This is a genomic window from Saccharothrix saharensis (assembly GCF_006716745.1).
Lineage (GTDB): Bacteria > Actinomycetota > Actinomycetes > Mycobacteriales > Pseudonocardiaceae > Actinosynnema > Actinosynnema saharense.
The window spans coordinates 1,118,788-1,145,733 of sequence record NZ_VFPP01000001.1 but is presented as its reverse complement, the minus strand read 5'-3'; the positions used below and the strand labels follow the sequence as shown (position 1 = coordinate 1,145,733).

General features: G+C 71.6%; 22 protein-coding genes and 1 pseudogene. 12 read left to right on the top strand and 11 right to left on the bottom strand.

Features of this window, described 5'->3' with window-relative positions:
• Positions 1–32 precede the first annotated feature (32 nt).
• From FHX81_RS04345 to FHX81_RS40290, 6 genes are read left to right on the top strand one after another with little or no spacing between them, the layout of a single operon-like run.
• The gene (locus FHX81_RS04345) at positions 33–1,283 is read left to right on the top strand and encodes an MFS transporter (RefSeq protein WP_141975314.1); all 1,251 of its coding nucleotides are present in this window, start codon (positions 33–35) and stop codon (positions 1,281–1,283) included.
• Complete coding sequence (locus tag FHX81_RS04340) at positions 1,280–4,978, top strand: nitrate reductase subunit alpha (protein ID WP_246107623.1); 3,699 nt, start codon at positions 1,280–1,282, stop codon at positions 4,976–4,978. Before FHX81_RS04345 ends, FHX81_RS04340 begins: the two co-directional genes overlap by 4 nt.
• Complete coding sequence (gene narH / locus FHX81_RS04335) at positions 4,978–6,672, top strand: nitrate reductase subunit beta (RefSeq protein WP_141975313.1); 1,695 nt, start codon at positions 4,978–4,980, stop codon at positions 6,670–6,672. The genes FHX81_RS04340 and narH overlap by 1 nt, the downstream gene beginning before the upstream one ends.
• Positions 6,669–7,298, top strand: a complete 630-nt coding sequence (gene narJ / locus FHX81_RS04330) for a nitrate reductase molybdenum cofactor assembly chaperone (RefSeq protein ID WP_141975312.1) — start codon at positions 6,669–6,671, stop codon at positions 7,296–7,298. Before narH ends, narJ begins: the two co-directional genes overlap by 4 nt.
• Positions 7,295–8,032, top strand: coding sequence for a respiratory nitrate reductase subunit gamma (gene narI / locus FHX81_RS04325; protein ID WP_141975311.1), 738 nt, complete (start codon positions 7,295–7,297; stop codon positions 8,030–8,032). Before narJ ends, narI begins: the two co-directional genes overlap by 4 nt.
• Positions 8,029–8,187, top strand: a complete 159-nt coding sequence (locus tag FHX81_RS40290; RefSeq protein WP_170231923.1) for a hypothetical protein — start codon at positions 8,029–8,031, stop codon at positions 8,185–8,187. The genes narI and FHX81_RS40290 overlap by 4 nt, the downstream gene beginning before the upstream one ends.
• A gap of 39 nt (positions 8,188–8,226) precedes the next feature.
• On the opposite strand, the gene FHX81_RS04315 is transcribed toward FHX81_RS40290, so the two are convergent.
• Positions 8,227–9,213: an Acg family FMN-binding oxidoreductase gene (locus tag FHX81_RS04315; protein WP_141975309.1), complete on the bottom strand. Its 987-nt coding sequence runs from the start codon at positions 9,211–9,213 to the stop codon at positions 8,227–8,229.
• 314 nt (positions 9,214–9,527) lie between these two features.
• Here FHX81_RS04315 and FHX81_RS42795 point away from each other — a divergent pair.
• A pseudogene (locus FHX81_RS42795) lies at positions 9,528–9,665 on the top strand (universal stress protein); the annotation flags it as partial.
• Positions 9,666–9,813: 148 nt separating this feature from the next.
• Positions 9,814–10,176: a universal stress protein gene (locus FHX81_RS42790; RefSeq protein ID WP_342787258.1), complete on the top strand. Its 363-nt coding sequence runs from the start codon at positions 9,814–9,816 to the stop codon at positions 10,174–10,176.
• Here the strand turns inward: FHX81_RS42790 and FHX81_RS04305 are convergent.
• Positions 10,082–10,549, bottom strand: a complete 468-nt coding sequence (locus FHX81_RS04305) for a nuclear transport factor 2 family protein (RefSeq protein WP_141975308.1) — start codon at positions 10,547–10,549, stop codon at positions 10,082–10,084. The two genes, FHX81_RS42790 and FHX81_RS04305, sit on opposite strands and share 95 nt — an antisense overlap.
• A gap of 14 nt (positions 10,550–10,563) precedes the next feature.
• Positions 10,564–11,472, bottom strand: coding sequence for a pyridoxamine 5'-phosphate oxidase family protein (locus FHX81_RS04300; protein WP_141975307.1), 909 nt, complete (start codon positions 11,470–11,472; stop codon positions 10,564–10,566).
• A gap of 132 nt (positions 11,473–11,604) precedes the next feature.
• Between FHX81_RS04300 and FHX81_RS04295 the strand changes: the two genes are divergently transcribed.
• The 4 genes from FHX81_RS04295 to FHX81_RS04280 all read left to right on the top strand — a co-directional run bounded on the left by FHX81_RS04295 (position 11,605) and on the right by FHX81_RS04280 (position 14,983).
• The gene (locus tag FHX81_RS04295) at positions 11,605–12,225 is read left to right on the top strand and encodes a CGNR zinc finger domain-containing protein (RefSeq protein ID WP_141975306.1); all 621 of its coding nucleotides are present in this window, start codon (positions 11,605–11,607) and stop codon (positions 12,223–12,225) included.
• A gap of 149 nt (positions 12,226–12,374) precedes the next feature.
• Positions 12,375–12,773 carry an STAS domain-containing protein gene (locus tag FHX81_RS04290; protein WP_141975305.1) on the top strand — a complete coding sequence of 133 codons (399 nt, stop codon included), beginning with the start codon at positions 12,375–12,377 and terminating at the stop codon, positions 12,771–12,773.
• A gap of 56 nt (positions 12,774–12,829) precedes the next feature.
• Positions 12,830–14,080 (top strand): acetyl-CoA hydrolase/transferase family protein, encoded by a 1,251-nt coding sequence (locus tag FHX81_RS04285; RefSeq protein WP_141975304.1) that lies wholly within the window; start codon positions 12,830–12,832, stop codon positions 14,078–14,080.
• 237 nt (positions 14,081–14,317) lie between these two features.
• Positions 14,318–14,983 (top strand): GNAT family N-acetyltransferase, encoded by a 666-nt coding sequence (locus tag FHX81_RS04280; RefSeq protein ID WP_141975303.1) that lies wholly within the window; start codon positions 14,318–14,320, stop codon positions 14,981–14,983.
• 115 nt (positions 14,984–15,098) lie between these two features.
• On the opposite strand, the gene FHX81_RS41155 is transcribed toward FHX81_RS04280, so the two are convergent.
• The 8 genes from FHX81_RS41155 to FHX81_RS04240 form a co-directional block, all read right to left on the bottom strand.
• A complete protein-coding gene (locus FHX81_RS41155; RefSeq protein ID WP_211363372.1) occupies positions 15,099–16,379 on the bottom strand; it encodes a cellulose binding domain-containing protein in 1,281 nt (426 codons plus the stop codon).
• Positions 16,380–16,464: 85 nt separating this feature from the next.
• Positions 16,465–17,820, bottom strand: coding sequence for a glycoside hydrolase family 10 protein (locus FHX81_RS04270; RefSeq protein ID WP_141975302.1), 1,356 nt, complete (start codon positions 17,818–17,820; stop codon positions 16,465–16,467).
• A gap of 417 nt (positions 17,821–18,237) precedes the next feature.
• Positions 18,238–20,277 carry a family 43 glycosylhydrolase gene (locus tag FHX81_RS04265; RefSeq protein WP_425473803.1) on the bottom strand — a complete coding sequence of 680 codons (2,040 nt, stop codon included), beginning with the start codon at positions 20,275–20,277 and terminating at the stop codon, positions 18,238–18,240.
• A gap of 137 nt (positions 20,278–20,414) precedes the next feature.
• Positions 20,415–21,941 carry a non-reducing end alpha-L-arabinofuranosidase family hydrolase gene (locus FHX81_RS04260; protein WP_141975300.1) on the bottom strand — a complete coding sequence of 509 codons (1,527 nt, stop codon included), beginning with the start codon at positions 21,939–21,941 and terminating at the stop codon, positions 20,415–20,417.
• 86 nt (positions 21,942–22,027) lie between these two features.
• The gene (locus tag FHX81_RS04255) at positions 22,028–23,446 is read right to left on the bottom strand and encodes an endo-1,4-beta-xylanase (protein WP_425473802.1); all 1,419 of its coding nucleotides are present in this window, start codon (positions 23,444–23,446) and stop codon (positions 22,028–22,030) included.
• Positions 23,447–23,849: 403 nt separating this feature from the next.
• Entirely contained in the window at positions 23,850–24,701 is an 852-nt protein-coding gene (locus tag FHX81_RS04250; protein ID WP_141975298.1) for a carbohydrate ABC transporter permease, read from the bottom strand.
• Positions 24,698–25,540: a carbohydrate ABC transporter permease gene (locus FHX81_RS04245; RefSeq protein ID WP_141975297.1), complete on the bottom strand. Its 843-nt coding sequence runs from the start codon at positions 25,538–25,540 to the stop codon at positions 24,698–24,700. Before FHX81_RS04245 ends, FHX81_RS04250 begins: the two co-directional genes overlap by 4 nt.
• A gap of 7 nt (positions 25,541–25,547) precedes the next feature.
• A complete protein-coding gene (locus FHX81_RS04240) occupies positions 25,548–26,894 on the bottom strand; it encodes an ABC transporter substrate-binding protein (RefSeq protein WP_211363371.1) in 1,347 nt (448 codons plus the stop codon).
• Positions 26,895–26,946 lie beyond the last annotated feature (52 nt).

The following is a 26,946-nucleotide window of genomic DNA, read 5'->3' as shown; positions in this document are numbered from 1 at the left end:
GAGCGCACCGGATCACGGACGAGGACGCAGTCATGGGTCAGCGGGCAGTGCGGTCCACCGGCAACCGGCCACCGGCGACCGGTCGGCGGTGGTTGATGCTCGGCCTGGCCACGGTCGGCTTCGCGCTGAACTTCTGGGCGTGGGCGCTGCTCAGCCCGCTCGGCCCGCGGTTCAAGGACGACCTGGGGCTCAGCGCGTTCCAGCAGGCGTTGCTGGTCGCGGTCCCGGTGGTGGTCGGGTCGATCGGGCGGGTACCGGTCGGCGCGCTGACCGACCGGTTCGGCGGGCGGGTGATGTTCCCGCTGGTTTCGGCGGTGACGATCGTGCCGGTGCTGTTCCTCGGGCTGGTCGGGAACACGTCGCTGGCCGCGCTGCTGGTCGGCGGGTTCTTCCTGGGCGTCGGCGGCACGGCGTTCGCGGTCGGGGTGCCGTTCGTCAACCTGTGGTTCCCGCCCGAGCGGCGGGGCCTCGCGATCGGGATCTTCGGCGCGGGCATGGGCGGCACCGCCATCAGCGCCCTGACCACGGTCGACCTGGTCGAGTGGTCGGGTGTGGCGACGCCGTTCGTGGTGACGGCGGTGGTGCTGGCGGTCTACGCGGTCGTCGCGGCCCTGCTGCTGCGGGACGCGCCGGGGCGGACGGTGCCGACCGGGTCGCTGGGCGGTCGGCTCGCGGCAACCGCCCGGCTGCCGATCACGTGGCAGGCGTCGGCGTTGTACGCGGTGGCGTTCGGCGGGTTCGTCGCGTTCTCCGTGTACCTGCCCGCCTACCTGGGCACCGCCTACGGCCTGGCGCAGGCGGACGCGGCCGACCGGATGGCCGGGTTCGTGCTGCTCGCGGTGGTGATGCGGCCGGTGGGAGGGTGGCTGTCTGACCGGTTGGGGCCGGTGCGGGTGCTCGTCACGTGCCTGGCCGTGGTGGCCGTCGGTGCGGTGGCGCAGGCGTTCACCCCGGCGCTGGTGCCGTGGGGCACGATCGCGTTCCTGGCCATGGCCGCCGCGCTCGGCGCGGGCAGCGGCGCGGTGTTCGCGCTCGTCGCGCTGCTCGCACCGGCGGACAAGGTCGGTTCGGTCACCGGTGTGGTCGGGGCCGCCGGCGGCCTCGGCGGGTTCGTGCCGCCATTGGTGATGGGCGCCCTGTACGGCGCGATGTCGTCCTACGCGCTGGGCCTCGCCGCGCTGGCCGTCGTCGCCCTGGTGTCGCTGCTGTTCACCGCGACCGCGGTGCGACGAGCCACGCGCGTCCACCAACGGGTGAACGGCCGCCGGGAGGTGCAGGCGTGAGCACCGGGACCGAACCGGCCGCGGGCGGCGGTCTGGACGACGGGCTGGTCGACGCGCTGGTGCGCACCCGCCGGTTCTTCACCCGCGCCGACATCTCGCCGGACCTGCGCGCGGTGCACCGGATCGGCGGCCGGCAGGCCGACGAGTTCTACCGGGACCGGTGGAGCCACGACAAGGTGGTGCGCTCGACCCACGGCGTGAACTGCACGGGGTCGTGCTCGTGGAAGGTCTACGTCAAGGACGGGATCATCACCTGGGAGGCGCAGCAGACCGACTACCCGTCGGTCGGGCCGGACCGCCCGGAGTACGAGCCGCGCGGCTGCCCGCGCGGCGCCGCGTTCTCCTGGTACACCTACTCGCCGACCCGCGTGCGGTACCCGTACGTGCGGGGCGTGCTGCTGGAGCTGTACCGGGAAGCCCGAGCGCGCACCGGTGACCCGGTCCTGGCCTGGGCCGACGTCGTGGAGGACCCCGAGCGCGCCCGCCGGTACAAGGCGGCACGCGGCAAGGGCGGCCTGGTGCGCGCGTCGTGGGACGAGGCGACCGAGATGGTCGCCGCCGCGCACGTGCACACGATCAAGGCCTACGGCCCGGACCGGGTCGCCGGGTTCTCGCCGATCCCCGCCATGTCGATGGTGTCGCACGCGTCGGGCGCGCGCTTCGTCTCGCTCCTCGGCGGCTGCATGCTCAGCTTCTACGACTGGTACGCCGACCTGCCGGTGGCGAGCCCGCAGGTGTTCGGCGACCAGACCGACGTCCCCGAATCGGGTGATTGGTGGGACGCGGGCTACCTGATCATGTGGGGCTCGAACCTGCCGGTGACCCGCACCCCCGACGCGCACTGGATGGCCGAAGCGCGCTACCGCGGCCAGAAGGTCGTCGCGGTGTCGCCCGACTACGCCGACAACGTGAAGTTCGCCGACGAGTGGCTGGCCGCCCAACCCGGCACGGACGGCGCGCTGGCCATGGCGATGGGACACGTGATCCTGCGCGAGTTCTTCGTCGAGCGGACCACCCCGTACTTCACCGACTACGTCAAGCGCTACACCGACCTGCCGTTCCTGGTCCGGCTCGACCCGCACGGCGACGCGCACCGGCCGGGCAAGTTCCTCACCGCCGCCGACCTGGCCGACGGGGACGGCGGCGAGCACGCGGCGTTCAAGACGGTCCTGCTCGACTCCGCGACCGGGCGACCGGTGGTGCCGGGCGGCTCGCTCGGCTTCCGGTTCGGCGAGCAGGGCGCGGGCCGGTGGAACCTCGACCTCGGCGACGTCGACCCGCTGCTGTCGGCGCACGGCGGCGAGTCGGTGGAGGTGGAGCTGCCGCGCTTCGACGCGCCGGACGGCACGGCGTCGACCGTGCGCCGGGGCGTGCCCGTGCGGCGGGTGGGCGGGCACCTGGTCACGACGGTGTTCGACCTCCTGCTGGCGCAGTACGGCGTGCGCCGCGACGGCCTGCCCGGCGTCTGGCCCGCCGGGTACGACGACGCCACCCAGCCGTGCACGCCCGCCTGGCAGGAGACGATCACCGGCGTCCCGGCGAGCGCCGCGGCGCGGATCGCGCGGGAGTTCGCGGCCAACGCGGAGGAGTCGCGCGGCCGGTCGATGATCATCATGGGTGCGGGGACCAACCACTGGTTCCACTCCGACACGATCTACCGCGCGTTCCTCGCGCTGACCACGCTCACCGGCTGCCAGGGCGTCAACGGCGGCGGCTGGGCGCACTACGTGGGGCAGGAGAAGTGCCGGCCGATCACCGGCTGGTCCCAGCTCGCGTTCGGCCTGGACTGGGCGCGCCCGCCGCGGCAGATGATCCAGACCGCGTACTGGTACCTGCACACCGACCAGTTCCGCTACGACCGGTTCGGCGCCGACGCGCTCGCCTCCGCCGGGGCGGGTGGCCGGTTCGCGGGCCGGACCACGGCCGACGTGATCGCCCAGTCCGCGCGGATGGGCTGGATGCCGTCCTACCCGACGTTCGACCGCAACCCGCTCGACCTGGCCGACGACGCCGGACGCGCCGGCGTGCCGGCGGGTGAGCACGTCGTCTCGGAGCTGAAGGCCGGGCGGCTGAGGTTCGCCTGCGAGGACCCGGACTCGCCGCGCAACTTCCCGCGCGTGCTGAGCATCTGGCGCGCCAACCTGCTCGGCTCGTCGGGCAAGGGCAACGAGTACTTCCTCAAGCACCTGCTCGGCACCGACCACTCGCTGCGCGCCGAGGAGGCACCGCCGCACGCCCGGCCGCGGGACGTGGTCTGGCACGACGAGGCGCCGGTCGGCAAGCTGGACCTGCTGCTGTCGCTGGACTTCCGGATGACCAGCACCACGATCTTCTCCGACGTGGTGCTGCCCGCCGCCACCTGGTACGAGAAGCACGACCTGAACACCACCGACATGCACCCGTTCGTGCACTCGTTCAACCCGGCCATCGCGCCGCCCTGGCAGACCCGCACGGACTGGGCCGCGTTCCTGACCATCGCACGGGCCTTCAGCACGCTCGCCGAGAAGCACCTGGGCGTGCGCGACGACGTCGTGGCCACACCGCTGCTGCACGACACCCCCGACGAACTGGCCACACCGCACGGGGTGGTGCGGGACTGGAAAGCGGGCGAGTGCGAGCCCGTCCCCGGCGTCACGATGCCCAGGTTCACCGTCGTCACCCGCGACTACACCGCCGTCGCGGCCAAGATGGGGGCGCTCGGCCCGTTGGCCGACTCGCTCGGCGCCACGACCAAGGGCGTCACCTTCCACGTCGAGGACGAGGTGGAGCACCTGCGGCACCGCAACGGCGCCATCCGCGGCGGCCCCGCCGACGGCCGACCGTCGCTGGTGCGGGACGTGCACGCCTGCGAGGCGATCCTCGCGCTGTCCGGCACCACGAACGGGCACCTGGCCACCCAGGGCTTCCGCACCCTCGAACGGCGCACCGGAACACCGCTGGCGGACCTGGCCGCCGAGCACGAGGGCAAGCGGATCACCTTCGCCGACACGCAGGCCGCGCCGGTGCCGGTGATCACCTCGCCCGAGTGGTCGGGGTCGGAGACCGGCGGGCGGCGCTACTCGCCGTTCACGATCAACGTCGAGCGGCTCAAGCCCTGGCACACGCTCACCGGCCGCCAGCACTTCTACCTCGACCACGACTGGATGGCCGAGCTGGGCGAGCAGTTGCCGGTTTTCCGGCCGCCGCTGGACATGCACGCGCTGTTCGACGAACCGCGCGTCGGCGAGCGGGGCGAGCTGGGCATCGCGGTGCGCTACCTGACGCCGCACTCCAAGTGGTCCATCCACTCCGAGTACCAGGACAACCTGTTCATGCTCAGCCTGTCCCGCGGCGGTCAGACGATCTGGGTGTCCAAGGAGGACGCCGAGCGGATCGGCGTGTCCGACAACGACTGGGTCGAGGCGGTCAACCGCAACGGCGTGGTCGTGGCCAGGGCGGTGGTGTCGCACCGGATGCCCGAGGGCACCGTCTACATGCACCACGCGCAGGACCGGTTGATCGACGTGCCGCGCAGCGAGACGTCCGGCCGGCGCGGCGGCATCCACAACTCGCTGACCAGGCTCCTGGTGAAGCCGTCGCACCTGATCGGCGGCTACGCCCAGCTGTCGTTCGCGTTCAACTACCTCGGCCCGACCGGCAACCAGCGCGACGAGGTCACCGTGATCCGGCGCCGCGCCCAGGAGGTGGACTACTGATGCGCGTCATGGCCCAGATGGCGATGGTGATGAACCTGGACAAGTGCATCGGCTGCCACACCTGCTCGGTCACCTGCAAGCAGGCCTGGACCAACCGCTCGGGGGTCGAGTACGTCTGGTTCAACAACGTCGAGACCCGTCCCGGGCAGGGCTACCCGCGTGGCTACGAGGACCAGGAGCGGTGGCGCGGCGGCTGGGCGCTGACCGGGCGCGGACGGCTCAAGCTCAAGGGCGGCGGGCGGCTGCGCAAGCTGCTCACCATCTTCAGCAACCCGAAGATGCCCGCCCTGGACGACTACTACGAGCCCTGGACCTACGACTACGACAACCTCACCGACGCGCCCGCGCAGGAGCACACCCCGGTCGCCCGGCCCCGGTCGTTGATCAGCGGCGAGCCCACCCGGATCACCTGGTCGGCGAACTGGGACGACAACCTGGGCGGCGCGCCCGACCACGGCGACCGCGACCCGTTGCTGAAGGGCATCGCGGACAAGGTGAAGTTCGAGTTCGAGCGGACGTTCATGTTCTACCTGCCGCGCATCTGCGAGCACTGCCTCAACCCGTCGTGCGCCGCGTCGTGCCCGTCCGGTGCGATCTACAAGCGGTCCGAGGACGGGATCGTGCTGGTCGACCAGGACCGCTGCCGGGGTTGGCGCATGTGCGTGTCGGGCTGCCCGTACAAGAAGGTGTACTTCAACCACCGCACCGGCAAGGCCGAGAAGTGCACGTTCTGCTTCCCGCGCGTGGAGGTGGGCATCCCGACCGTGTGCGCGGAGACGTGCGTGGGACGCCTGCGGTACATCGGGCTGGTCCTCTACGACGCCGACGAGGTGCTGCGGGCCGCCACCACACCGGACGACGAGGACCTGTACGAGGCGCAGCGGCAGGTGTTCCTGGACCCGCACGACCCGGCCGTGGTCCGCGCGGCCGACCGCGCCGGCATCCCGGCGGACTGGGTCGAGGCCGCGCAGCGCTCGCCGATCCACGCCCTGGTCAACGAGTTCCGCGTGGCGCTGCCGCTGCACCCGGAGTACCGCACCCTGCCGATGGTCTGGTACATCCCGCCGCTGTCCCCGGTCGTGGACGTCGTCCGCGACACCGGTCACGACGCCGAGGACCACGGCAACCTCTTCGCCGCCGTCGAGGCGCTGCGCATCCCGGTGGAGTACCTCGCGCAGCTGTTCACCGCCGGCGACGTCGAGCCGGTGAACGCCGTGCTGCGGCGCCTGGCCGCGATGCGCAGCTACCTGCGCGACATCAACCTGGGCCGAGAGCCCCAGGAGGCCATCGCGGCGAAGGTCGGCATGACCGGCGAGCAGCTCTACGACATGTACCGGCTGCTCGCCCTGGCGAAGTACGACGAGCGCTACGTCATCCCGCCCGCGCACGCCGAGCAGGCGCACGGGCTGGAGGAGCTGGCCACCGAGTGCAGCCTGGACTACGAGGGCGGCCCGGGCATGGGCGGCTCCGGGCCGTTCGGCGAGGGCTCGGGCGGCACGTCGCCGATCGCGGTGGAGAACTTCCGGATGCTGCGCGACCGCCAGACCGCCGACACCCTGGCCGCCCCGGTCGACAAGGGCAACCGGGTCAACCTGCTCAACTGGGACGGCAAGGGGCACCCGGAGGGGTTGTTCCCGCCGCGCGACCGGCCCGGCGGGGGAGACCCGGCGGGCGAAGTGGAACCGAAGCCGTGAACCCGGCCCAGCGCGCCACCGCGTGGCAGGTCCAGTCCCTGCTCCTGGGCTACCCCGACGAGCAGTCGTACGCCCGGCTGCCGCTGCTGCGCGCCGCGACCCGGACCCTGCCCGCGCCGCTCGCCGTGCCGCTGCGCGCGTTCCTCGACCACATGGCCGCCACCCCGCCCACCGACCTCGCCGCGGACTACGTGGCCACGTTCGACCACCGCAAGCGGTTCAGCCCCTACCTCACCTACTTCGCCTACGGCGACACCCGCAAGCGCGGCATGGCGTTGCTGCGGTTCAAGCACGCCTACCGGGCCGCCGGGCTGGAACCCGACGACGGCGAGCTGCCCGACCACCTCGCCGTGGTGCTGGAGTTCGCCGCCACCGGCGACGCGGCCACCGGCCTGCGGCTGATGGGCGAGCACCGCGCCGGGTTGGAGCTCATCCGCCTCGGGCTGCGCGAGTCGGGCTCACCGTGGGCGCACGTGCTGGAGTCGGTGTCGGCGACCCTGCCGTCCCTGGGACGCCACGAGCACGACGCGATCGCCCGCCTGGCCGCCGAAGGGCCGCCCGAGGAAGAGGTCGGCCTGGCCCCGTTCGCCCCACCGGAGTACATGCCACGAGGAGGGCCGCGATGACCGAGCCGAGCACCCTCGACATCATGCTGTGGGTCGTCGTGCCGTACGTGGCCATCGCGGTGTTCGTCGTCGGGCACTTCTGGCGCTACCGCTACGACAAGTTCGGCTGGACCACCCGGTCCTCCCAGCTGTACGAGAGCCGGTTGCTGCGCCTGGGCAGCCCGCTGTTCCACTTCGGCATCCTCATCGTCGCGCTCGGCCACGTCGGCGGCGTGCTGGTGCCGAAGTCCTGGACCGAGGCGGCCGGGATCGGCGACACCGCCTACCACGTCGTCGCGGTGGTGCTCGGCGTGCTGGCCGGGCTGTGCACGCTGGCGGGCGCGGCGATCCTGGTCTACCGCCGCCGCACGGTCGGCCCGGTGTTCTCCGCGACCACCCGCAACGACAAGGTGATGTACGTGCTGCTGGTCGGCGCGATCGTGCTCGGCCTGGGCACGACGGTGCTGGGCAACCTCACCGACCACCCGCACGACTACCGCGACACGGTGTCACCCTGGTTCCGCTCGATCTTCTACCTCCAGCCGGAGCCGGAGCTCATGGCCGCCGCGCCGCTGGGCTTCCAGCTGCACGCGCTCGTGGCGTGGGCGCTGTTCGCGTTCTGGCCGTTCAGCCGCCTGGTGCACGTGTTCTCGATGCCGCTGGGCTACCTCACCAGGCCCTACATCGTCTACCGCAGCCGTGACCCGAGGCTGGGCAACCGGCCGGTCCGGCGCGGGTGGGAGCGGGTGCGATGACCGATCACCCCGAGGCCGTCGGGCTGCCCGACCGGGCCCTCGAACTGCTCGGCGCGGCCCGCGAGCACCACTCCCGGCGCTGCGCACCGCCGACCGCGGGTGGACGCCGGACGGCGGCCACCTCGCCGCCGGCCCACCGCAGCGGCACGCGCTGACCGCCCTCACCGACGCCGTCGTCCTGCTCACCGTCGCGCTCAGGTAGCGGCGATCGGCGTGAGCAGCAGGTCCTCGACGGCGCGGCGGGGGCCGGCGGGAACCGGTGAGCCGAAGCCGACGCGCAGCACGGTCTGCGGTTCGAGCGCGCCGCCGAGGGCGCGGCGCAGCTCCTCGCGCACGGGGCGCACCTCGATCGCCTGGGACAGGAACGACGCGGACAGCCCGAGGGTGGTGGCGGTGAGCAGCACGCGTTGCAGCGCCTGGCCCGCCTGGAGCTCGGCGAGCGCGCCGTCGTAGAACGAGCACAGCACCACGACCAGCGGGTCCGACTCGTAGTCCTTGCCCGGTGTCCGCTCGGCGGCCTGGAAGTCGCGCAACGCCCACTCGTCCTGGGGTGCCGGTCGCACGCCGGCGGACGTGGGCGGGATGCCGTCCCCGGTCCGCGGGCCGGTCCAGCCGGTCAGCTCGGCCCGGACACCGGGGTGTTCGCACTGGATGCGGTGCGCCCTGGCCACGAAGCCCTGAAGTCGGGCCCGCTCGTCGCGGTCGGTCACCACGTGCAGCCACGACCGCTCCCGTTCGGCCGCCCGCACCAGCGCGTGCCGGTGTCCGACGGGCACCGGCGCGTCCCGGAACGGCTTGCGGTTGGACCGCCGCGCCGGGATCGCCGCGATGAGCTGCCGGGTCTCCTCGTCCAAGTCGCGGAACCCGCCGTGGCGGACGGTGGCGAGCGCGCCGGGCGCCTCCGCGCCGGGCATCAGCGTCACCAGCGGTCGGATGCCGCGTTCGCGCAGCGCCAGCCGCAGGTTGAACAGCGCGGCGCCGCACGACAGCCGCAGTTCCCGGTCCTCCGGGTCGGTGGCGGGCAGCCTGCGAGCCGGGTCGACGTGCAGCTCGATCCGGTCGGGCGCGAGGCGGAACCGCCACGGCTGGGTGTTGTGCACCGACGGGGCGAGTGCCGCGGCGGTGAGCACGTCGGTCACCTCGTCCACCGCCAACCCGAGCACCCCGGTCACGTTCGTCATGTCGTCCCTGCCTTTCCGGTACCTCCACTGTGCGCTCGCGGCGGCCCGGGCCACACGGTCGAAGGTCCCTTCCGGACCGGGTCCTCCGGGGTTCGGCGTGCCCGCGCGACTGGTGGAGGCCAGTCTCCCCGCACAGGGTCCGAAGACCCTCCTACTACGCGCTGGAGGTTCCCCGCACGCCGGCGGCGTGCGGCACAGGTCGTGGGTGGTGCCCGGTCCTGGCCCTAGGTCCCGGTGCGACGACGACCGCCGCCGGCGCGGCGTGGGCTGCCTAGCGTCGGAACCGACAGAGCGGATCCGGAGGGGAACCTGTGATGGGTGCTCCCGTCGTGGTCGGTGTGGACGGTTCGCCCGCGAGCGAGGAGGCGATCGGGTTCGCGTTCGCCGAGGCGTCCGTGCTCGGCGCACCGCTGACCGCGGTCATCGCCTGGACGGACTTCCTGGTCGACAGCGCCTTCCACCTCCGCTTCACGGTCGACTGGGCGCGGGTCGAGGACGAGCAGCTGCGGTTGCCGGCCGAGCGCCTCGCGGGAGAAGTACCTCGACGTGCACGTGAACCGCGTGGTCGCGCACGACCGCCTGGTCGTGGGCAGCCACGGCATGGGCGGCTTCACCGGCATGCCGCTCGGCTCCACCAGCCAGGCCCTCGTCCACCACGCCGAGTGCCCGCTCGCAGTGGTCCGCCCCCGGTGGGGATCAACCGCGGGGAGGGGGTGGCCGGTGTCGGCCGCGGTCGCGGCCGGCATCGACCCGGAGCGGCTGCGCGAGGACCACCGGCGCGTGCTGGACGAGCTGGTGGCCGAGGTCGGTGGTGACGCGCGGCCCGTGCCGGCCGAGGGCGATGCCCGCGACGTGCTGGTGAAGGGGTTCAGGCGAGCGGGATGTCGTGATCGGGGCCGCGTTCTCCGGGGGAGCGGGGGCCGAAGCAGCGGCGGTCGGCTTCCTCGATGCGCACGTCGTTGATGCTCGCCTCGCGGCGGCGCATCAGGCCGTTGCCGGCGAACTCCCACAGCTCGTTGCCGTAGGAGCGGAACCACTGGCCCGCCGCGTCGTGCCACTCGTACTGGAAGCGGACGGCGATGCGGTTCTCGCGGAACCCCCACAGGCTCTTGCGCAGCGCGTAGTCGAGTTCGCGCTCCCACTTGGCGGTGAGGAACCGGACGATCTCCCGCCGACCGGTGAGGAAGACGTCCCGGTTGCGCCACGCCGAGTCCTCGGTGTAGGCGAGGGCGACGCGGTGCGGGTCGCGGGTGTTCCAGGCGTCTTCGGCGGCTTGGACCTTGGCGAGGGCGTCGTCGAGGTCGAACGGCGGGAACGGCGGGCGGGCGTCGGTCACGGTCGGGCGGTCCTTCACTGGGTGGTGAGCGGCGGGTTGTACGGGGACGGGGACACGGCGTCGGCGCGCAGCGGCAGCAGTCGGCCGGCGACCACGTGCCGCGGGGTGAAGTGGACGCGACGTCCCGTGCGGTCGTCGTCGCCGAGGGCTCCCGGACCGGTCCACTCGACCTCGGCCCGGCCCGACAGGTGCAGGGTGCGGCCGGTGGTGAAGTCGAGGAACAGCAGGGCGGTTTCGGGATCGGCGTGGATGTTGCCCAGGGTGGTGAACATGTTGTTGCCCGAGTAGTCGGGCCACCACAGCCCTCCTCCCTCGACGCGCACGAACCCCGGTGCGCCACCTCGGTGCGACGCGTCGTTGCCGCGGGTCGGGTGGGTGGTGCCGACGAGGACCGTGTCGGCGCGGCGGATCAGGTCGACGTCGTCGGGTGTGGGCTGTTCCCCGCGCCGGACCGGTGCGGCGCCCGGGTTCGCGGAGGTGGCGTGGAGGAGTCGTCCCTGGATGTACTGGGGGCAGTTGCCGAACGCCTGCTCCACGTCGACGCGCAGCCCGTCGACCCCGGCGTCGACCAGGGTGCCGTTGAGGCGCAGGCGCCTGCGGAGGGCGAACTCGACCGCGATCAGCCCCACCGGCTGGTCGGCCGGCAGGCCGCGGAGCGGATCGCCCGCGGCCGGTGACGTCCGCGCGGTGAGCGCGGTGGGCGGGTCGACGTGCAGGAACCCCGGCGGGCCGGTGAGCGGGGAGAGCCACAGGACGCCGTCGTCGTCGCGTGCGGTGATCGCGGCGAAGGTGCGCTCGGCGAGGAACCGCGCCACCCCCGCGCTCAACTGGGCCGGGGCGACCATGGCCGACAGCCGTGCGGCGTCGTCGGAGACACCCGCCCGTCGCTGCACGGCCAGCTCTCCTTCGTGGAAACCGGACATGCCGTCAACACCCCCTCGGTTCTTACGGTTGAGACCGTCAACAACCGTTAGAACGACTCTGGCACGCGCTCCGGACCATTGTCAACGGATGGAGACGGCCCTAACCGTTAGAAGTGCGCTAGCCTCGACGGCATGGACACGGACGCGCCGCTGCTGGGCGAGCCGCTGCCGGTCGAGTTGATGAACACCGTCTGGGCCGACCGGGACGGCGTGCACGACGCGCTGCGCGACCGCGACGGCGTCCGGGCGTGGCTGCGCCGCGTCTGCGCCAGGACGGACCTGCTCTCCCCGGGCGACCTCGACCGGCTCACCACGCCCGACCTGGACCGGCTCGCGCACCGGCTGACCGGCCTGCGCGACGCGCTGCGCAGGCTGGCCGCCGAGGCCACCGGGGATCCCCGCCCGGCAGCCGCGTCCGACGTGCGCGAACTCGACGCGGCCGTGGCCGTGCTCAACGAGGCCGCCGGCGACACGCCCCGCTGGTCGGTGCTGACGTGGACACCCGGCGGTGCGCCTTCCCGGCACACCCGCACCAGCGGCCAAGCCGCCTCGGCCGCCGTCTCGGCCATCGCCGAGGACGCCGTCACGCTGTTCAGCCAGGACGCCCGCGACCAGCTTCGCGCGTGCTTCGGACCCGGCTGCGTCCTGTACTTCCTCAAGGACCACCCCCGCCGCGAGTGGTGCTCGGCGGGTTGCGGCAACCGCGCGCGCTCCGCCCGCCACTACCGACGCCACCGGGGCACGACGGCGTGAACCCCGCACCGCGGTCCGGCCCGTGACCCCGATGCCCCAGCGCACTGCGCCAACCGGGCGCTCGTGCTCCGCCGCACACCGTCGTGGCCGGTCAGGGAGTTACGCTGCCCTGTGCGGGATCGCCGGGTCCTGGCGGGAGGCGCGGTGTGATGGACAGTCGAGCGGAGCCGAGCGCGCCGATCGAGGTCGAGACGACCTGGCGCGACCGCGTCGCGGTCGTCTCCGTGCACGGCGAGGTCGACATGGACACCTGCGACGAGCTGCGGTCGTGGGTGGTCGACGCGGTGGACGCCCGACCGGAGGCGTTGGTGCTCGACCTGAGCGGCGTGGTGGTCTTCGGCTCCATCGGCCTGTCCCTGCTGATCGAAGCCCGTCACCGCGCGCAGCGGTGCGCCGCCGGGTTCGCCGTGGCCACCGACCAGCGCGCCGTGCTGGCCCCGCTGACCGAAACCGGCGTCCTGGACCTGCTGGACGTGCACCCCACCGTCACCGAAGCCATCGCGACCGCCCTGGCCGCCGCGACGTCGCTCCGGGTAGGCCACTCCTAGGGCGGTGCCTGCCGCTCTGCCGGACCACACCGCCGACAAATGGGTAACCCCGGTCCATGCGCCTGCTGTCCGAGTCCCGACTGGCCACCGTGCTGCCCGCCGCCACCACCTGCCCGCGGGTGGTGGTCAGCGGGAACCACGCCACACCCCGTCACGCGCTGACCGTGCTGGACGAGGTGCTGCCCGAGTACCGCCTGTTCGCGCTGAACGCGCAGCCGGGCCTGCCCGATCGCGACGGCGTGGTGCTGGAGACGCCGTTCGTCGGACCGGGCATGCGCGGCAAGCGCGCGCTGCGGTACTTCCCGTCCCGGCTGTCGCTGGTGCCGAACCTGCTCCGGCAGTCGCTGCCGCCGGACATCGTGCTGGTGCACACCTCCACCCCGGTGGACGGCTGCGTGTCGCTGGGCACGGAGGTGAACATCCTGCCCGCGGCGATCGAGGCGGTCCGGGCCCGCGGCGGCCTGGTGATCGCCCAGCTCAACCTGCGGATGCCCCACACCTACGGCGACGGGGTGCTGCCGTGCGACGAGGTGGACTACGCCATCGAGGTCGACGAGCCGCTGACCTCACCGACGCCCCGCGAGATCGGCGAGGTGTCCCGCGCCATCGCCGAACGGGTGGCGGCGCTCGTGCCCGAGGCCGCGACCCTGCAGATGGGCATCGGTGCGGTCCCCGACGCGGTGCTCGCCGCGCTGACCGGGCGCAAGGGCCTCACGGTGTGGTCGGAGATGTTCAGCGACGGCGTCCCGGCCCTGGAACGGGCGGGCGCGCTCGACCCCGACGCCCCGGTGACCGCGTCGTTCGTCTTCGGCAGCCAGGAGCTGTACCGCTGGGTCGACCGCAACCCGCGGGTCCGGCTGCTGCGCACGGAGAAGACCAACGACCCGGGGCTGATCGCCCGCCGGCCGCGCCTGGTCTCGATCAACAGCGCGTTGCAGGTCGACCTGTACGCGCAGGCCAACGCCAGCCGGGTGCACGGGGTCATCTACTCCGGGTTCGGCGGCCAGACCGACTTCGTGGTCGGGGCCCTGCACTCGCCGGGCGGGCGGGCGATCGTCGCGCTGCCGTCCTGGCACCCCAAGGCCGACGTGTCCACCGTGGTGCCCCGCCTGACCGGTCCGGTGACCTCGTTCCAGCACAGCTACCTGGTCAGCGAACAGGGCACCGCCACCATCTGGGGTCACGACGCGGGCGAGCAGGCCCAGCAGATCATCGACCACGTCGCCCACCCCCGCGTCCGCGACGAACTCACCGACGCAGGCCTCGACCTCGGTTTCCCGCTGCGCCGGTCCCCGTCGGAGAGCTGACGCGGAGCAGGCGTCGAGATCGGTGGACATGCCCTCGGGCGGCGCCTGGATCGTGACCAGGCCGCCACCCCGTGTGGTGAAGAAGTGCGCTCGATCGAGTACGGCCGTTCGACCGCGGTGCGCATTCCGGCGGTGTCGGGCGACGATCGGACCACGCGCCGAGTGGTGCGATCCCCTGACCGCGAACGACCGGGCGTTCGCGGCGCGCCCCGTCCCGACGAGGAGTTCACCCACACGATGAGCGAGCGAGGTACCGGGTCCGATCGGCCGACCGTGCGCCGACGTGAGTGGCGGACCCTGTCGCCTGCCGATCTGCGGCAGATCGAGGCGATCTGGGAGGAGTCGTTCCCGGCCGCCGAACGCGGCGAGCACGACAGCGTTTCGCGCCGCGACAGCACGTGGTTGTGGACGGCCGACTCGCCCGACGGGCGGCTGACCGGCTTCGCCACCGCGCTGGCGCTGACCGGCTCGGGGGCGGCCTACCTGGAGTACCTGGCCGTGCTGCCCTCCGAGCGCGGTTCGGGGACGGGCGCCGCCCTGCTCGCCGCGATCGTGGACGACCTGCGGGCCGAGTCCCCGGTGCGGGGCATCGTGCTGGAGGTGGAGGACCCGATCCGGACGCCGGGGTGTGATCCGATGCCGGCCCGGCGGGTGGCCTTCTACGAGCGGTGGGGCGCGCGGCGGGTCGCGTCGCTCCCCGAGTACTCCATGCCCGACCTCGCGAACCCGGGTGGGCTCGTGCCGATGGTGGTGCTGTGGCGGGGACTCCGCGACAACCCCGTGCTGGACCGGGACGGGGTGGTGCGCGTGCTCATCGACCTGTACCACGGCTACTACGCGCACGCCGCGTCGGAGGGGCACCTCCAGGAGGTGCTCGACCGCATGAAGCTCGTCGTCCCGTAGCCACCGCGGCGTCGCGCCGACGGTGTGGGGTCGACGGTCGAACCGGAGTCGGCCCCACAGCCGAGCGACGCACCTCGTGACGGTGGAACGAGGTGTGAACCCGCTGAGCGCTGGTTCAGAAGTTCTTCGTTGCCACGAACCAGGGTGCCTTGGCGGCGAGCCCGGACGGGCTGAGGATGTAGGCGCGTGCCGTCGGGTTGGCGTTGAGGACCATGTCGAGGAACTGCACGACCGTCGTCATGCCGTCGGTCATCTGGTTGCCGCCGATGAAGCCGCTGTGGCCCGCCTGCGGCTGCCTGGCCAGCACCGCGGGCACGGTGGCCAGGTCGTAGTTGGCCTGGTTGTTGGCGTAGGCGATGTCGGAGGAGCCACCGTCCATGAACATCGCGGGCGTGTGCAGCTTGCCCAGTTCGGAGCGCGGGTAGCCGAACGCGCCGTCGGCGAAGAACCCGCTGTTCAACGAGACCACGCCGGAGACCCGGCGGTCCTGCGCGGCGACGAGTGCCTCCAGGCCGCCGCACGAGTGGCCCGCGGTGGCCACCTTGGTCAGGTCGAGGCGCTGACGCAGCGGCGCGCCCGCCCGGCCCTGTTCCCGCTCGGCCCAGCTGATCGCGTCGGTCAGGAGGGAGGGGATGGGCGACCCGCTGGGGACGCCGTTGGGCGAGCCGTCGACCGAACCGGTGTTCACCACGACGAAACCCTTCGACGCCACGAACGTCAGCGCCCGCGTGACCTCGCTGTTGTTGGTGTGGGCGCACGCGCCGTTCCCGAACGCCAGCACCGGGAGCGCGCGCCCGACCGCCTGCGGGTCGGACGGGCGGAACACGGTGAAGCGGTTGTCGCCGTACGCGCCCTCACGGGTGACGGCGAAGTTGTTCTCGATCATCGGACGACTCGGCTGGGGGGTCGTCGTCGTGGTCGTTGTGGTTGTCGTGGTGGTGGTAGACGTGGTGGTGGTCGTCGTCGTAGTGGTCGAGCCGGTGCACGTGGTGCCGTTCAGGCTGAACGCCTGCGGGGTAGTTGGGCGGGCGCTGGACGTGGCGTTGAAGCCGAACGAGACCGATGCCCCGGTGGCGATGGAACCGTTCCACGCCGCGTTGACCGCGGTGACCTGCGCGCCCGACTGGGTGTGCGACCCGTTCCACGACTGCGTGATCCGCTCGTCGCCCGAGAACGCCCACGAGAGCCGCCACCCGCTCACCGGGTCGCCGAGGTTCGTCACGACCGCCGTGGCCCCGAACCCGCCCGGCCACTGCGACGCGATCGCGTAGTCCACCCGGCACCCGGCCGCGGCGGTCGCGGGCTGCGACCCGATCAGCGCGCCGCCGGTCGCGACGAGCGCCGCCGCCGTCACCAGCGCGGCCGGTCGCGACGCACGGAATTCACTCCTGCGCATGGGTTTCCCCTCCACTGTTGGGCTGTCGTCGTCGGAACGCGGCGGGAGGGCCCGGGGCGGTCGGGCCCTCCCACCGCGCCTCGCGTCAGCCGACCCGGCAGGAGATGCTGGGCCAGCTCCAGTTGCCGCCGTGCTGGATGGTGAAGCCGAACGTGTTGCCGTTGCCGTTGGGCCGGGCGGTCATCACGTTGGCCGTTTCCCACGTCGCGCTGGTGTTCCACGTGGCGATGATCCGCTGCGGCGAGCTGACGGTCACCGTGACGATCCAGTTGTTCGTGCCCGACACCGTGACCTGGCCGTTGAAGCGGTCACTCCACTTCTGCCCCTCGGAGTACGTCGCCGTGCAGCCGCCGTTGCCGGGGTTCGACGTGGTGGTGGTCGTCGGGCCGGTGGTGTCGGTGGTCGTCGGAACCGTGGTCGAAGCGTTGTTCAGCACGGAGAGCACCGAGTTGTAGGCGGCTTTCTTGTTGCCGGAGCCGTCGAAGAGCAGGGGGGTGCCGGAGGCGCGCCAGGAGTCGGTGTCGCGGATGCCCCAGACGGTGATGCCGGTGCAGCGGGTGACGGCGAGGCAGGCTTGGACGACGCCTTGGTACTGCTGGGCCTGTGTGGAGCCGGAGCCTTCGATGTCGAGTTCGGTGATCTGGACGTCGACGCCGAGGTTGGCGAAGTTCTGCAGGGTGGTGTGGTAGTTGCTGGGGACGGGGTTGCCGCTGTTGAAGTGGGCTTGGAAGCCGACGCAGTCGATGGGGACGCCGCGGGACTTGAAGTCCTGGACCATGCGGTAGACGCCCTGGGTCTTGGCGTGGGACCAGTTGTCGGTGTTGTAGTCGTTGTAGCAGAGCTTGGCGTTGGGGTCGGCGGCGCGGGCGGCGCGGAAGGCGGCTTCGATCCAGTCGTTGCCGGTGCGTTGGAGGTTGGAGTCGCGGCGTCCGCCGCTGCTGCCGTCGGCGTAGGCCTCGTTGACGACGTCCCAGGCGTAGATCTTGCCGCGGTAGTAGGTGGCGACCTGGGTGACGTGGTTGAGCATGGCGTTGCGCAGCGCGGTGCCGGACATGTTCTGCATCCAGCCGGGTTGCTGGGAGTGCCAGGCCAGGGCGTGGCCGCGGACGCGCTTGCCCTGGTTGCGGGCCTGGTTGACGATCCGGTCGGCGTTGCCGTAGCTGAACTGGCCCTGGTTCGGCTCGGTCGCGTCCATCTTCATCTCGTTCTCGGCCGTGACCATGTCGAACTCACGGTTGAGAATCCCGACGTAGGTGGAGTCGCCCAGCTTGTTCGCGGCCACGGCCGTGCCGAAGTACCGCCCGCTCTGCTGCGCCGCGGCGGCGAGCGTGGAGGCGGCGCCGCTGGCGGGCGACGCCACCAGGAGCGCGGCGCCCGCGGCGGCGGCTACCAACGTCGACACGAGTGCGACTCGTGAGACTGACTTCGCTGTCAGCGTCATGTTTGGCGCTTTCTGGGGAGCACCCGCACTGCGGCGGGTGGATCGGGTGGGGGAGCGGAGCCGGTCGAAGCCGGCTCGAAACGTTAAGCAGTATTAGTCGAAACAGTTATGGCAATCAAGGCCGCTCCTCCGCCCGGTCGTGCGCCGGGTTTACATGCATGAACGCGGGAAGGGTATCCCAGGTGATCTTGACCAGGGTCGGAAACCGCAGCTCAGCCGTATGGTTAACCGGTTGTGTCTCACAGTGGTACGAGCCCTAACATCGTTAGTCGAAACGCGGTGTGTTTCGCAAAAATTCGAAAGAACATTCGCAAATTTCGATGTGCTGAGGCTGGTCGATCGGACCCCACGTCGGAGCAAATGGGTGAACCCCCTGCGGCTGGTTGCCGCAGGGGGTCGTGGCACCGCCCTTCCGGGTCAGGGCGTGGTGAGGTCGAACTTGCTCACCTTGACCGAGCCGCCCAGCGCCTGGGTGGCGTGGTTGAAGATGCCGAAGCGGTAGCCCATGAAGAACTGCCAGGCGTTGTTGAGGGTGAAGTTGGGGCCGAGCGTGGTGAAGGTGGTGCCGTCGGTGCTGTAGGAGAAGCGGGCGACGCGGTTGGAGCCGGGTTGGATGTCGGCGTTGATCCGCAGCCAGATCCGGCCGCCGCTGACCGCGGCGCTCGCGGCCTCGGTGCCGGTGCTGGTGGTGCGCCAGCTGCTGTCCATGGCAAGGCCGTTGGTCATGACGACGCGGGTCTGGCCGTTGTCGCGTTTGACGCCGATCCAGGCCGAGGACTGGCGCAGCATGGCCAGGCCGGAGCGGTCGCCGTCACGCATGGTGCTGTAGTCCAGCTCGATGGTGGCGGTCGAAGTCGGTCCTTGGATGCGGTGGGTGAGCGTGTTGCGGGCGGCGTACAGGTCGTTGGTGACCGTGGCCGTCTGCAACGTCAGCCCGTTGTTCACCGAGTACTTGGACGTGTCGGGGTCGTGGTTCCACTCCCACTGCGGCCCCAGGGTGGTGCCGGCGAAGGTGTCGGTCCCGGTGAGGGGTTTCACCGGCCTGGTCGGCAGCGGTGACGGGTAGTTCACGCCCCACCGGCCGTTGACCGTCTGGAGGGTGGGCCAGCCGTCGGCGGTCCAGGTGATCGGGGCGAGCGCGGGGACGCGGCCGCCGGGGTAGGCGTCGACGAACGACATGTAGTACCAGGAGCCGTTCTGGGTCTGGACCAGGCCGCCCTGGTGGGGCACACCACCGCCGGGGATCGGGCCGGGGAGGTCGAGCAGCACCTGCCGCAGCGTGTAGGGGCCGAACGGGTTGCTGGCCTTGAGCACGTACTGGCCGTTGGCGGGCCGGGTCAGCCAGATGTAGTAGCTGCCGTTGCGCTTGTAGAACCGTGCGCCCTCGAGGGTGCCGATGTTGGACGGGGTCTGGAACACCTGCTGGGAGCGGACCTGGCTGCGGCCGTCGGCGGAGAGTTGGGCGACGCTGATGGTGCCGTTGCCGTAGGCGACGTACATGGTGTCGTTGTCGTCGATGAGCATGCCCGCGTCGTAGTAGCACTGGTCGAGCTGGGCGTGCCGGTTCCACGGTCCTTCGACGCCGGCCGCGGTGTAGATGTAGGTGTCGTTGAAGTCGATGCAGCCGGCCCAGTAGTAGGTGCGGTTGCTCGGCCGGTACTGCAACGTCGACGCCCAGATGCCGTTGACGTAGGCGCGTTGACCGTTGGTCAGGTCGTACTTGGTGCCGAAGTCCAGCGACGGCACGGAGTGGCCGGCGAACTCCCAGTTGACCAGGTCGTAGGAGCGCAGGATCGGCGCGCCGGGGGAGTAGTGCATGGTGGAGGCGGTCATGTAGTAGGCGTCACCGACCCGGATGACCTCGACGTCGGCGAAGTCCTGCCACACCACCGGGTTGGTGTACTGCCCGCCCGGCTGCTGCGGCGTCGTGGTGGTCGTCGGCGTCGAGCCCATCTTCACCAGCTGCCACTGCTGGTTCGCGCCGCCCCAGTCGCTGTACTGGACGATGTTGCCCCCGTCCGCCGTCGACGCGTTCTGCACCTCGACGGCCTTGTTGCTGTTGCGGTTGATCAGGCGGACGTGGCCGCCGTCGGAGTCGGCGAGGCGGAACTGCTGGTTCGTGCCGTTGCCGTCGGCCCACTGGACGATGGACGCACCGTCGGCGGTGGAGAAGTTGTAGACGTCGAGCACCTTGCCGCTGTGGCGTGACTTGAGCCGGTAGTAGCCGTTGCCGGAGTCGACGAACTGCCACTGCTGCTGGTTGCCGTCGTTGCGCGTCCACTGGGTGATGCGCGCGCCGTCGTTCGTGGCGAGGTTGTAGACGTCGAGCGCCTTGCCGCTGTTGCGGTTGACCAGCACGTACCAGGCGTTGGTGTCCACGGTGGCCGCCGAGCTGGTCGCCGAGCCGAACACCACCATCACACCGCCGAGCACGACCGCGGCCGTCACCGCGGCCACTCGCGACCACCGGCTTCGCCGGCGCGCGAGGCGTCGTGGTAGTTCATCGGGGACGGACATGACAACTCCTTACCCGCCGCTTCGGGCGGCGTGCGGCCCGACGCCCCGCACGGGTGTGCGGGGCGTCGGGGGGTCGGTCAGCGTCGCAGTGTCAGCACGCCCGGTCGGTAGGGCAGCAGGCCGTAGTCGCCGCCGGAGTTGGGGCTGCGGCCTTGGTAGAGGAGTTGGAGGTTGCAGGGGTCGATGGTCTTGGTCTGGTCGGCGTTGGCGCGGACCAGGTCGCCGTGGCTGATGTCGTTGGTCCAGGTGGCGCCGCTGTTGGCCTTGCCCGCGAACGGGTTGCTCTCGGTGGCGGCCTGCGGGGTCCAGGAACCGCTGAGGCTGCTGGAGGTGAACGAGCGGAAGTAGCGGCCGTTGGAGCCGATGGCCTCGACGATCATCAGGTACTGGTTCTGGCCCTGGACCTTGTACACCTCGACCGCTTCGAACAGGTTGTTGGTCGTGTCGCTCATGATCGTGGTGTAGGAGGAGCCGAAGCTGCCGGGGAAGTTCCCGATCGGCATGACCTGGCGGTAGATCTTGCCGTTGTCACCGGCGAAGAACAGGTACATGTTCTGGCTGTCGCCGATGATGGTCTGGTCGATCGGGCCGGTGCCGGAGCCGGTGATGCTGGCCGTGGACAGGGTCTGCTGCGCCGACCACCCGTTGGGGTTGGTGGGGTCGGTCGAGGTCCGGTAGCTGAACGCCGTGCCGCCCCACTGGTAGGCGAGCACCCAGATGTTCTTCGGGGCGAAGTAAAACAGCGTGGGCGCGACGGTGCTGATGTTCATGGCCTGCTGCGGCGCCGAGGCCATCTCGGACCAGTTGCCGAAGAGCCCGAAGTTCATCGATCCCCAGCGCGTGCCGGTGTCGTGCGTGGTCGCGTAGACCAGGTGCTTGCCGTTGTACGGGACGTAGGTGAAGTCCTTGAGCGACACCCAGCCCGACCTCGGGTTCGCCAGCGACCCCGTCGAGGTCCAGCGGTAGGTCGACGGGAGCGAGCACGTGCCACCGGGCTGGGTGGTCGTCGTGGTCGTCGGACCGGACCCGACGCGGACGAACTGCCACTGCTGGTTCGCACCGCCCCAGTCGCTGTACTGGACGATGTTGCCACCGTCCGCCGTGGACGCGCCCTGCACCTCCAGCGCCTTGTTGCTGTTGCGGTTGATCAGCCGCACGTAGCCGCTGTCGGAGTCGGCCAACCGGAACTGCTGGTTGGTGCTGTTGTTGTCGGTCCACTGCACGATCGAGCCGCCGTCGGCCGTCGAGAAGTTGTAGACGTCCAGCACCTTGCCGGAGTGGCGCGACTTCACGCGGTAGTAGCCGCCGCCGGAGTCGACGAACTGCCACTGCTGCTGGTTGCCGTCGTTGCGCGTCCACTGGGTGATGCGCGCGCCGTCGTTCGTGGCGAGGTTGTAGACGTCGAGCGCCTTGCCGCTGTTGCGGTTCACCAGCACGTACCACGCGGTGGTGTCCACGGTCGCGGCCGACGCGGTCGTCGTGCCGAGCGCCGTCAGCAAACCGCCGACCAGCACGGTGACGACCGCGGCGGCGAGGCCTGCGAGCCTGCGGCGCCTGCCGGTGCGCGGGGTGGTGGTGGGCGGGTGTTGGCCTGACCCGGCCATGGGCGTGCTCCTCTTCTTCGGGGTGGGGGATGACGTACGGGCGCACGGCGGGCGGTCGCCCACCGTGCGCCGGGAGCCGTGCCGGATCAACCGACGCGGAGGAGTTGCCACTGCTGGTTGGCGCCGCCCCAGTCGCTGTACTGGACGACGTTGGCGCCGTCGGCGGTGGACGCGCCCTGGACTTCCAGCGCCTTGCCGCTGTTCCGGTTGATCAGGCGGATGTACCCGCTCGCGTCGACCACGCGGAACTGCTGGTTGCTGCCGTTGCCGTCGGCCCACTGGACGATGGCCGCGCCGTCGGCGGTGGAGAAGTTGTAGACGTCGAGCACCTTGCCCGACAACCGCGACTTCACGCGGTAGTAGCCGCCGCCGGAGTCGACGAACTGCCACTGCTGCTGGTTGCCGTTGTTGCGGGACCACTGGGTGATGCGCGCGCCGTCGTTCGTGGCGAGGTTGTAGACGTCGAGCGCCTTGCCGCTGTTGCGGTTCACCAGCACGTACCACGCGGTCGTGTCGATGACCCCGGGTTGGCCGCCGCCGCCCTCGTTCAGGGCGTTGAGCACGGCGGTGTAAGCGGCCTTCTTGTTGCCGGAGGCGTCGAAGAGCAGCGGGTTCTGGCCGGTGCGCCAGGAGTCGCTGTCCCGGATGCCCCACACCGTGATGCCCGTGCAGCGGGCGACGGCCAGGCACGCGCGGGTGACGTCGGCGTACGCGTTGGCCTGGTTGGAGCCGGAGATGTCCAGCTCGGTGATCTGCACGTCCACGCCGAGGTCGGCGAAGCGCTGGAGGTTGGCCCGGTAGTCCGACGGCGCGGAGTTGGTCAGGTGGGACTGGAAGCCGACGCAGTCGATCGGGACGCCGCGGGCCTTGAAGTCGCGCACCATGTTGTAGATGCCGGTGGACTTCGCGTTGATGCTGTCGGTGTTGTAGTCGTTGTAGCAGAGCTTCGCGCCGGGGTCGGCGGCCCGTGCGGTGCGGAACGCGACCTCGATCCAGTCGTTGCCGGTGCGCTGGAGGTTCGAGTCGCGGCGACCGCCGCTGCCGCCGTCGGCGAACGCCTCGTTCACCACGTCCCAAGAGTGGATCTTGCCCCGGTAGTAGGACGCCACCCTGGTGATGTGGTTGACCAGCGCCGAGCGCAGGGCCGAGCCCTCCATGCGCTGCATCCAGCCGGGCTGCTGCGAGTGCCAGGCCAGGGTGTGGCCGCGCACCTTCATGCCGCGGCCGAGGGCGTGGTTGACGATCCGGTCGCCGTTGGTGAACGTGAACTGGCCCTGGTTGGGCTCGGTCGCGTCCATCTTCATCTCGTTCTCGGCGGTGACGCTGTCGAACTCGCGGTTCAGGATCGTGGTGTAGGTGCTGTCGCCGAGCTTCCCGGCCGCGACGGCCGCGCCGAAGTAGCGGCCCTTCTCCGCCGCCGACGCCGCGAGCGTCGTGCCGGCCAGCGCCTGGCCGTTGACCAGCACCGTCATCGCGGTGGCCACGAGTCCCGCGACGAGCAGCAACGCCGTTGTTCTCGGCCGACGCCGGAGCGTCGGCCGAATGGCCGCTCGTGTCGAAAGGTTCATCACGTGTCCTCACGGATCAGAACACCGCGCGTCTTGGTTTCCGCGGTGGCAGGGGGCACCGGTCGACATCCGCCGCCCGACTCCGGTCCCGGCGATTGTTAGCGCTAACAATCTGTGGGACACACTGCCCGTGCGAAATCGAATCGCGGTGGGGCGCGTAGTCGTCACTGCGGGTGCGGCCGTGCCCTTCCGACTGTGAACGATGACACACGCTGGGTCAAGACGTAACGCAAATGTTTCGCGCGTCCGGCTGCGGAGTGCTGAAATGGCTGGTCCAGCTAAAGTTAACGCAAACATTTTTAGCCGTAGCGGAGGCGTTGACCGCGGATTGTCGCGCCGGCTAACGTGCGGAGCGGTGGCCGCGCGTCGGTGCACGGCGGACGGTCGACGTCACGTCCGCGGACAACCGGCGGTGCAGCAGCGCGAACACCACCAGCAGGGGCGTGACGAGCAGGATCGACCCCGCGCACAGCAGCGGCACGTCGGTGCCCCAGCGTCCCTGGAACGCGCCGAGCGCGCCCGCCGCCGTGCGTCGCGCCGGGTCGTCGACCAGCACGATCGCCAGCAGGAAGTGGTTCCACGTCCAGATCAGCAGCAGCACCGCCAGGGACGACAGCGCGGGCCGGGCCAGGGGCAGGTGCACCCGCCGGAACACCTGCCACGGCCCCGCGCCGTCCGAGCGCGCGCTGTCCGACAGCTCCGGCGGCACGCCCGCGAAGTGCGCCCGCGACCAGAGCACCGCGAACGGCAGGTGCACCGCGACCAGCGCCGCCACCAGCCCGCCGCGCGTGTCGAGCAGGCCCAGGTCCCTGACCTGGTGGTACAGCGGCGTGACGATGGCCTCCAGCGGCAGCACCAGTCCCACCGCGTACAGCCCGGAGACCACGCGGTGCCCGGGGAACCGCAGGTGCCCGAGCGCGTAGCCGGCGGGTGCGGCCAGGGCCAGGGTCAGCGGCACCACGCCGAGCACCACCAGCGCGCTCGACGCCAGCGACCCGCCCACCCGGCCGTCCCGGAACGCCGTCGCGAAGTTGGACCAGTGCGGGTCGCGCGGCCAGGTGAACCCCGGCGGGTACGTCCCCGGCGGGTGCAGCGCGGTCAGGAAGAGGTCGGCGAACGGCACGATCGTGACGGTGACCAGCACGAGCACCACCAGCCTGCCCGCGATCCGCTCGAACCGCCCGGTGGTCACCGCGACCGCCGCAGCACGGGCGCCACCACCGCGAGGACCAGCACCACGAGCACGACGGCCAGCGCCGACGCCCGCCCCACCTCGCGCTGCGCGAAGGCCAGGGAGAACACCTCCAGGCCCGGCACGGACGTGGCGCCGCCGGGTCCGCCCCGCGTCGTGGCGTACACGACGTCGAAGCTCGCCAGGGCCGCGATCGCCGTGACCGCCAGGCACACGCCCAGTTCGCGTCGCACGCCCGGCAGGGTGACCGCGCGGAACTCCCGCCAGGGGCCCGCGCCGTCCAGCCGCGCCGCCTCGTACAGCGCCGGGTCGATGCGCTCCGCGCCGGCCAGCACGAGCGTGGTGCACAGGCCGAGCAGCGCCCAAGCCCCGATCAACCCCACCGCGGCCAACGCCGTGGACGACTCGCCCAGCCACGCCCGGGTCAGGGCACCGAGCCCCACCGCGTCGAGCAGCCGGTTCACCGCGCCGGTGGACGACAGCAGCAGGCTCCACGCGATCCCGGCCGCCACCAGCGGTACCGCCTGCGGCAGGAGCAGCACGAGGCGCACCGGCCCGCTCGGCGCGGCACGGCGGACCAGGGCGGCGGCCAGCAGGCCCAGCGGCACCGGCACCCCGGTGAAGAGCACGACCAGCACCAGCGCGTGACCGATCGCGCCGTGCAGGTCGGGGTCGCGGAACACCGCGAGGTAGTTGTCCCAGCCGACCCAGGTGGCCGGGCCGACCCCGTCCCAGCGGTACAGCGAGTACCGGACCGTCGAGGCCAGCGGCGCGAGCACGAACAGCGCGTAGACCGCCAGCGCGGGCAGCACGAACGCCCAGCCGACCCGCCGCGGCACGGCTGCCTCACCGGCCGATCTGGTCGGTGTAGTCGGCCTGCACCCGCCGCAGCAGGTCCTCCGGCTCCACCTCGCCCGCCGCCAGCTCTTGGAGACCCGGTGTCCAGCTCTCGGCCAGGATGGCGCCGGTGGCGTTGGCGATGAAGTCCATGCCCGTGCCGTCGGCGACGACCCTGGTGGCGGCGGCCAGCGTGGCGGCCGTGGCCGAGCCTGGGTCGACGGGAGGCAGGTGGGCGTCGACGGGACCGAGGGGGAGGGCACCGCCCACCCGCACGGTGGTCTCCCGCGCCACCCGGTCGGTGACCGCCCAGTCGAGGAAGAACGCCGCGCAGTCCGGGTGCGCCGCGCCCGCCGGGATGCCGAAGGTCGGGGGACCGGCCATCGCCGCCCTCGGCCCGCCGGTCCGCACGGGCGGCACGAGGAAGAAGCCGACCCGGCCCGGCATCCTCCGGTCGAGCGTCGCGGACTCCCAATCGCCGTTCACCATGAACAGCGCCTGGCCGGAGGTGAACCGGTCGATCATCCGGGCGTAGTCGGTGGCGTTGAGGTCGGCGTCGAAGTACCCGGCGCGCAGCCAGCGCCGGAGGTGCCGGGCGGCCTCGGTGTTGACCGGGGTGTCGATCCTCGCCCCGGGCCGCTGGTAGGTCCAGGCATCGACGGCGGTCGGCGAGCCGTGGGCGGCCATGAGGCTCTGGAGCGGGAACGCCAGCCCGGCCACCGCGCCCGCGTTGAACCCCGCCAGCGGCGTGATGCCCGCGTCCTTGGCCCGTGCCAGGGCGTCGTCCCACTCCGCCAACGTCGACGGCTCGCGGAACCCGATCCGGGCGGCGAGGTCCTTGTTGTAGAACACACCGGTCACGCTCGTGGAGAAACCCATCGCGAACAGCGGGCCCTCGCCGCGCGGTCGCCCTCCCGGACCGACGCGCAGCGGCCGCAGCTGCGCGGCCGGCCAGTCGTCCCAGCCGAACCACGCCGCGTAGCCGTCCAGGTCGCGCAGCAGGCCGTCGGCCGCCAGGTCGGACACCTGCGGCAGGCGCGCCAGGTCCGGCGGGTTGTCGGCCAGCAGGCGCGGCGCGTTCTGCGTCAGCACCGCGAACTGCTCCTCCCGCACGTCCCACGTCACGTGCGGGTGCTGCCGGGTGAACTCCTCGGTGAGCGCCTTCGCCAGGGGGAAACCGGTTTCGAGACGGGCCCGCAGGACGACCGGCGAGCTGCCGCAACCCGGATCGGAGACCGCGGTCGCCGCCGGGCCGGAAGCGGCCGGGCGGACGTCGCCGGGCGGCGCGCACCCGGCCAGGACCGCGGCCGCCAGCGCGGTCGCGGTGAGCGCGCGGACTCGTCGAGCACGGGACAACGTGATCTCCCTCGGGCGAGCTAAAACGTGTTAGCCTCCCGGAGTTTCGGGA

Coding starts and splice junctions, on each gene's coding strand:
- FHX81_RS40290 (WP_170231923.1), top strand. CDS start 8,029: ATGACCGATCACCCCGAGGCCGTCGGGCTGCCCGACCGGGCCCTCGAA.
- FHX81_RS04300 (WP_141975307.1), bottom strand. CDS start 11,472: ATGTCCGGTTTCCACGAAGGAGAGCTGGCCGTGCAGCGACGGGCGGGT.
- FHX81_RS04270 (WP_141975302.1), bottom strand. CDS start 17,820: ATGACGCTGACAGCGAAGTCAGTCTCACGAGTCGCACTCGTGTCGACG.
- FHX81_RS04295 (WP_141975306.1), top strand. CDS start 11,605: ATGGACACGGACGCGCCGCTGCTGGGCGAGCCGCTGCCGGTCGAGTTG.
- FHX81_RS04315 (WP_141975309.1), bottom strand. CDS start 9,213: ATGACGAACGTGACCGGGGTGCTCGGGTTGGCGGTGGACGAGGTGACC.
- FHX81_RS42790 (WP_342787258.1), top strand. CDS start 9,814: ATGGGCGGCTTCACCGGCATGCCGCTCGGCTCCACCAGCCAGGCCCTC.
- FHX81_RS04280 (WP_141975303.1), top strand. CDS start 14,318: ATGAGCGAGCGAGGTACCGGGTCCGATCGGCCGACCGTGCGCCGACGT.
- narI (WP_141975311.1), top strand. CDS start 7,295: ATGACCGAGCCGAGCACCCTCGACATCATGCTGTGGGTCGTCGTGCCG.
- narH (WP_141975313.1), top strand. CDS start 4,978: ATGCGCGTCATGGCCCAGATGGCGATGGTGATGAACCTGGACAAGTGC.
- FHX81_RS04260 (WP_141975300.1), bottom strand. CDS start 21,941: ATGGCCGGGTCAGGCCAACACCCGCCCACCACCACCCCGCGCACCGGC.
- FHX81_RS41155 (WP_211363372.1), bottom strand. CDS start 16,379: ATGCGCAGGAGTGAATTCCGTGCGTCGCGACCGGCCGCGCTGGTGACG.
- FHX81_RS04290 (WP_141975305.1), top strand. CDS start 12,375: ATGGACAGTCGAGCGGAGCCGAGCGCGCCGATCGAGGTCGAGACGACC.
- FHX81_RS04345 (WP_141975314.1), top strand. CDS start 33: ATGGGTCAGCGGGCAGTGCGGTCCACCGGCAACCGGCCACCGGCGACC.
- FHX81_RS04285 (WP_141975304.1), top strand. CDS start 12,830: ATGCGCCTGCTGTCCGAGTCCCGACTGGCCACCGTGCTGCCCGCCGCC.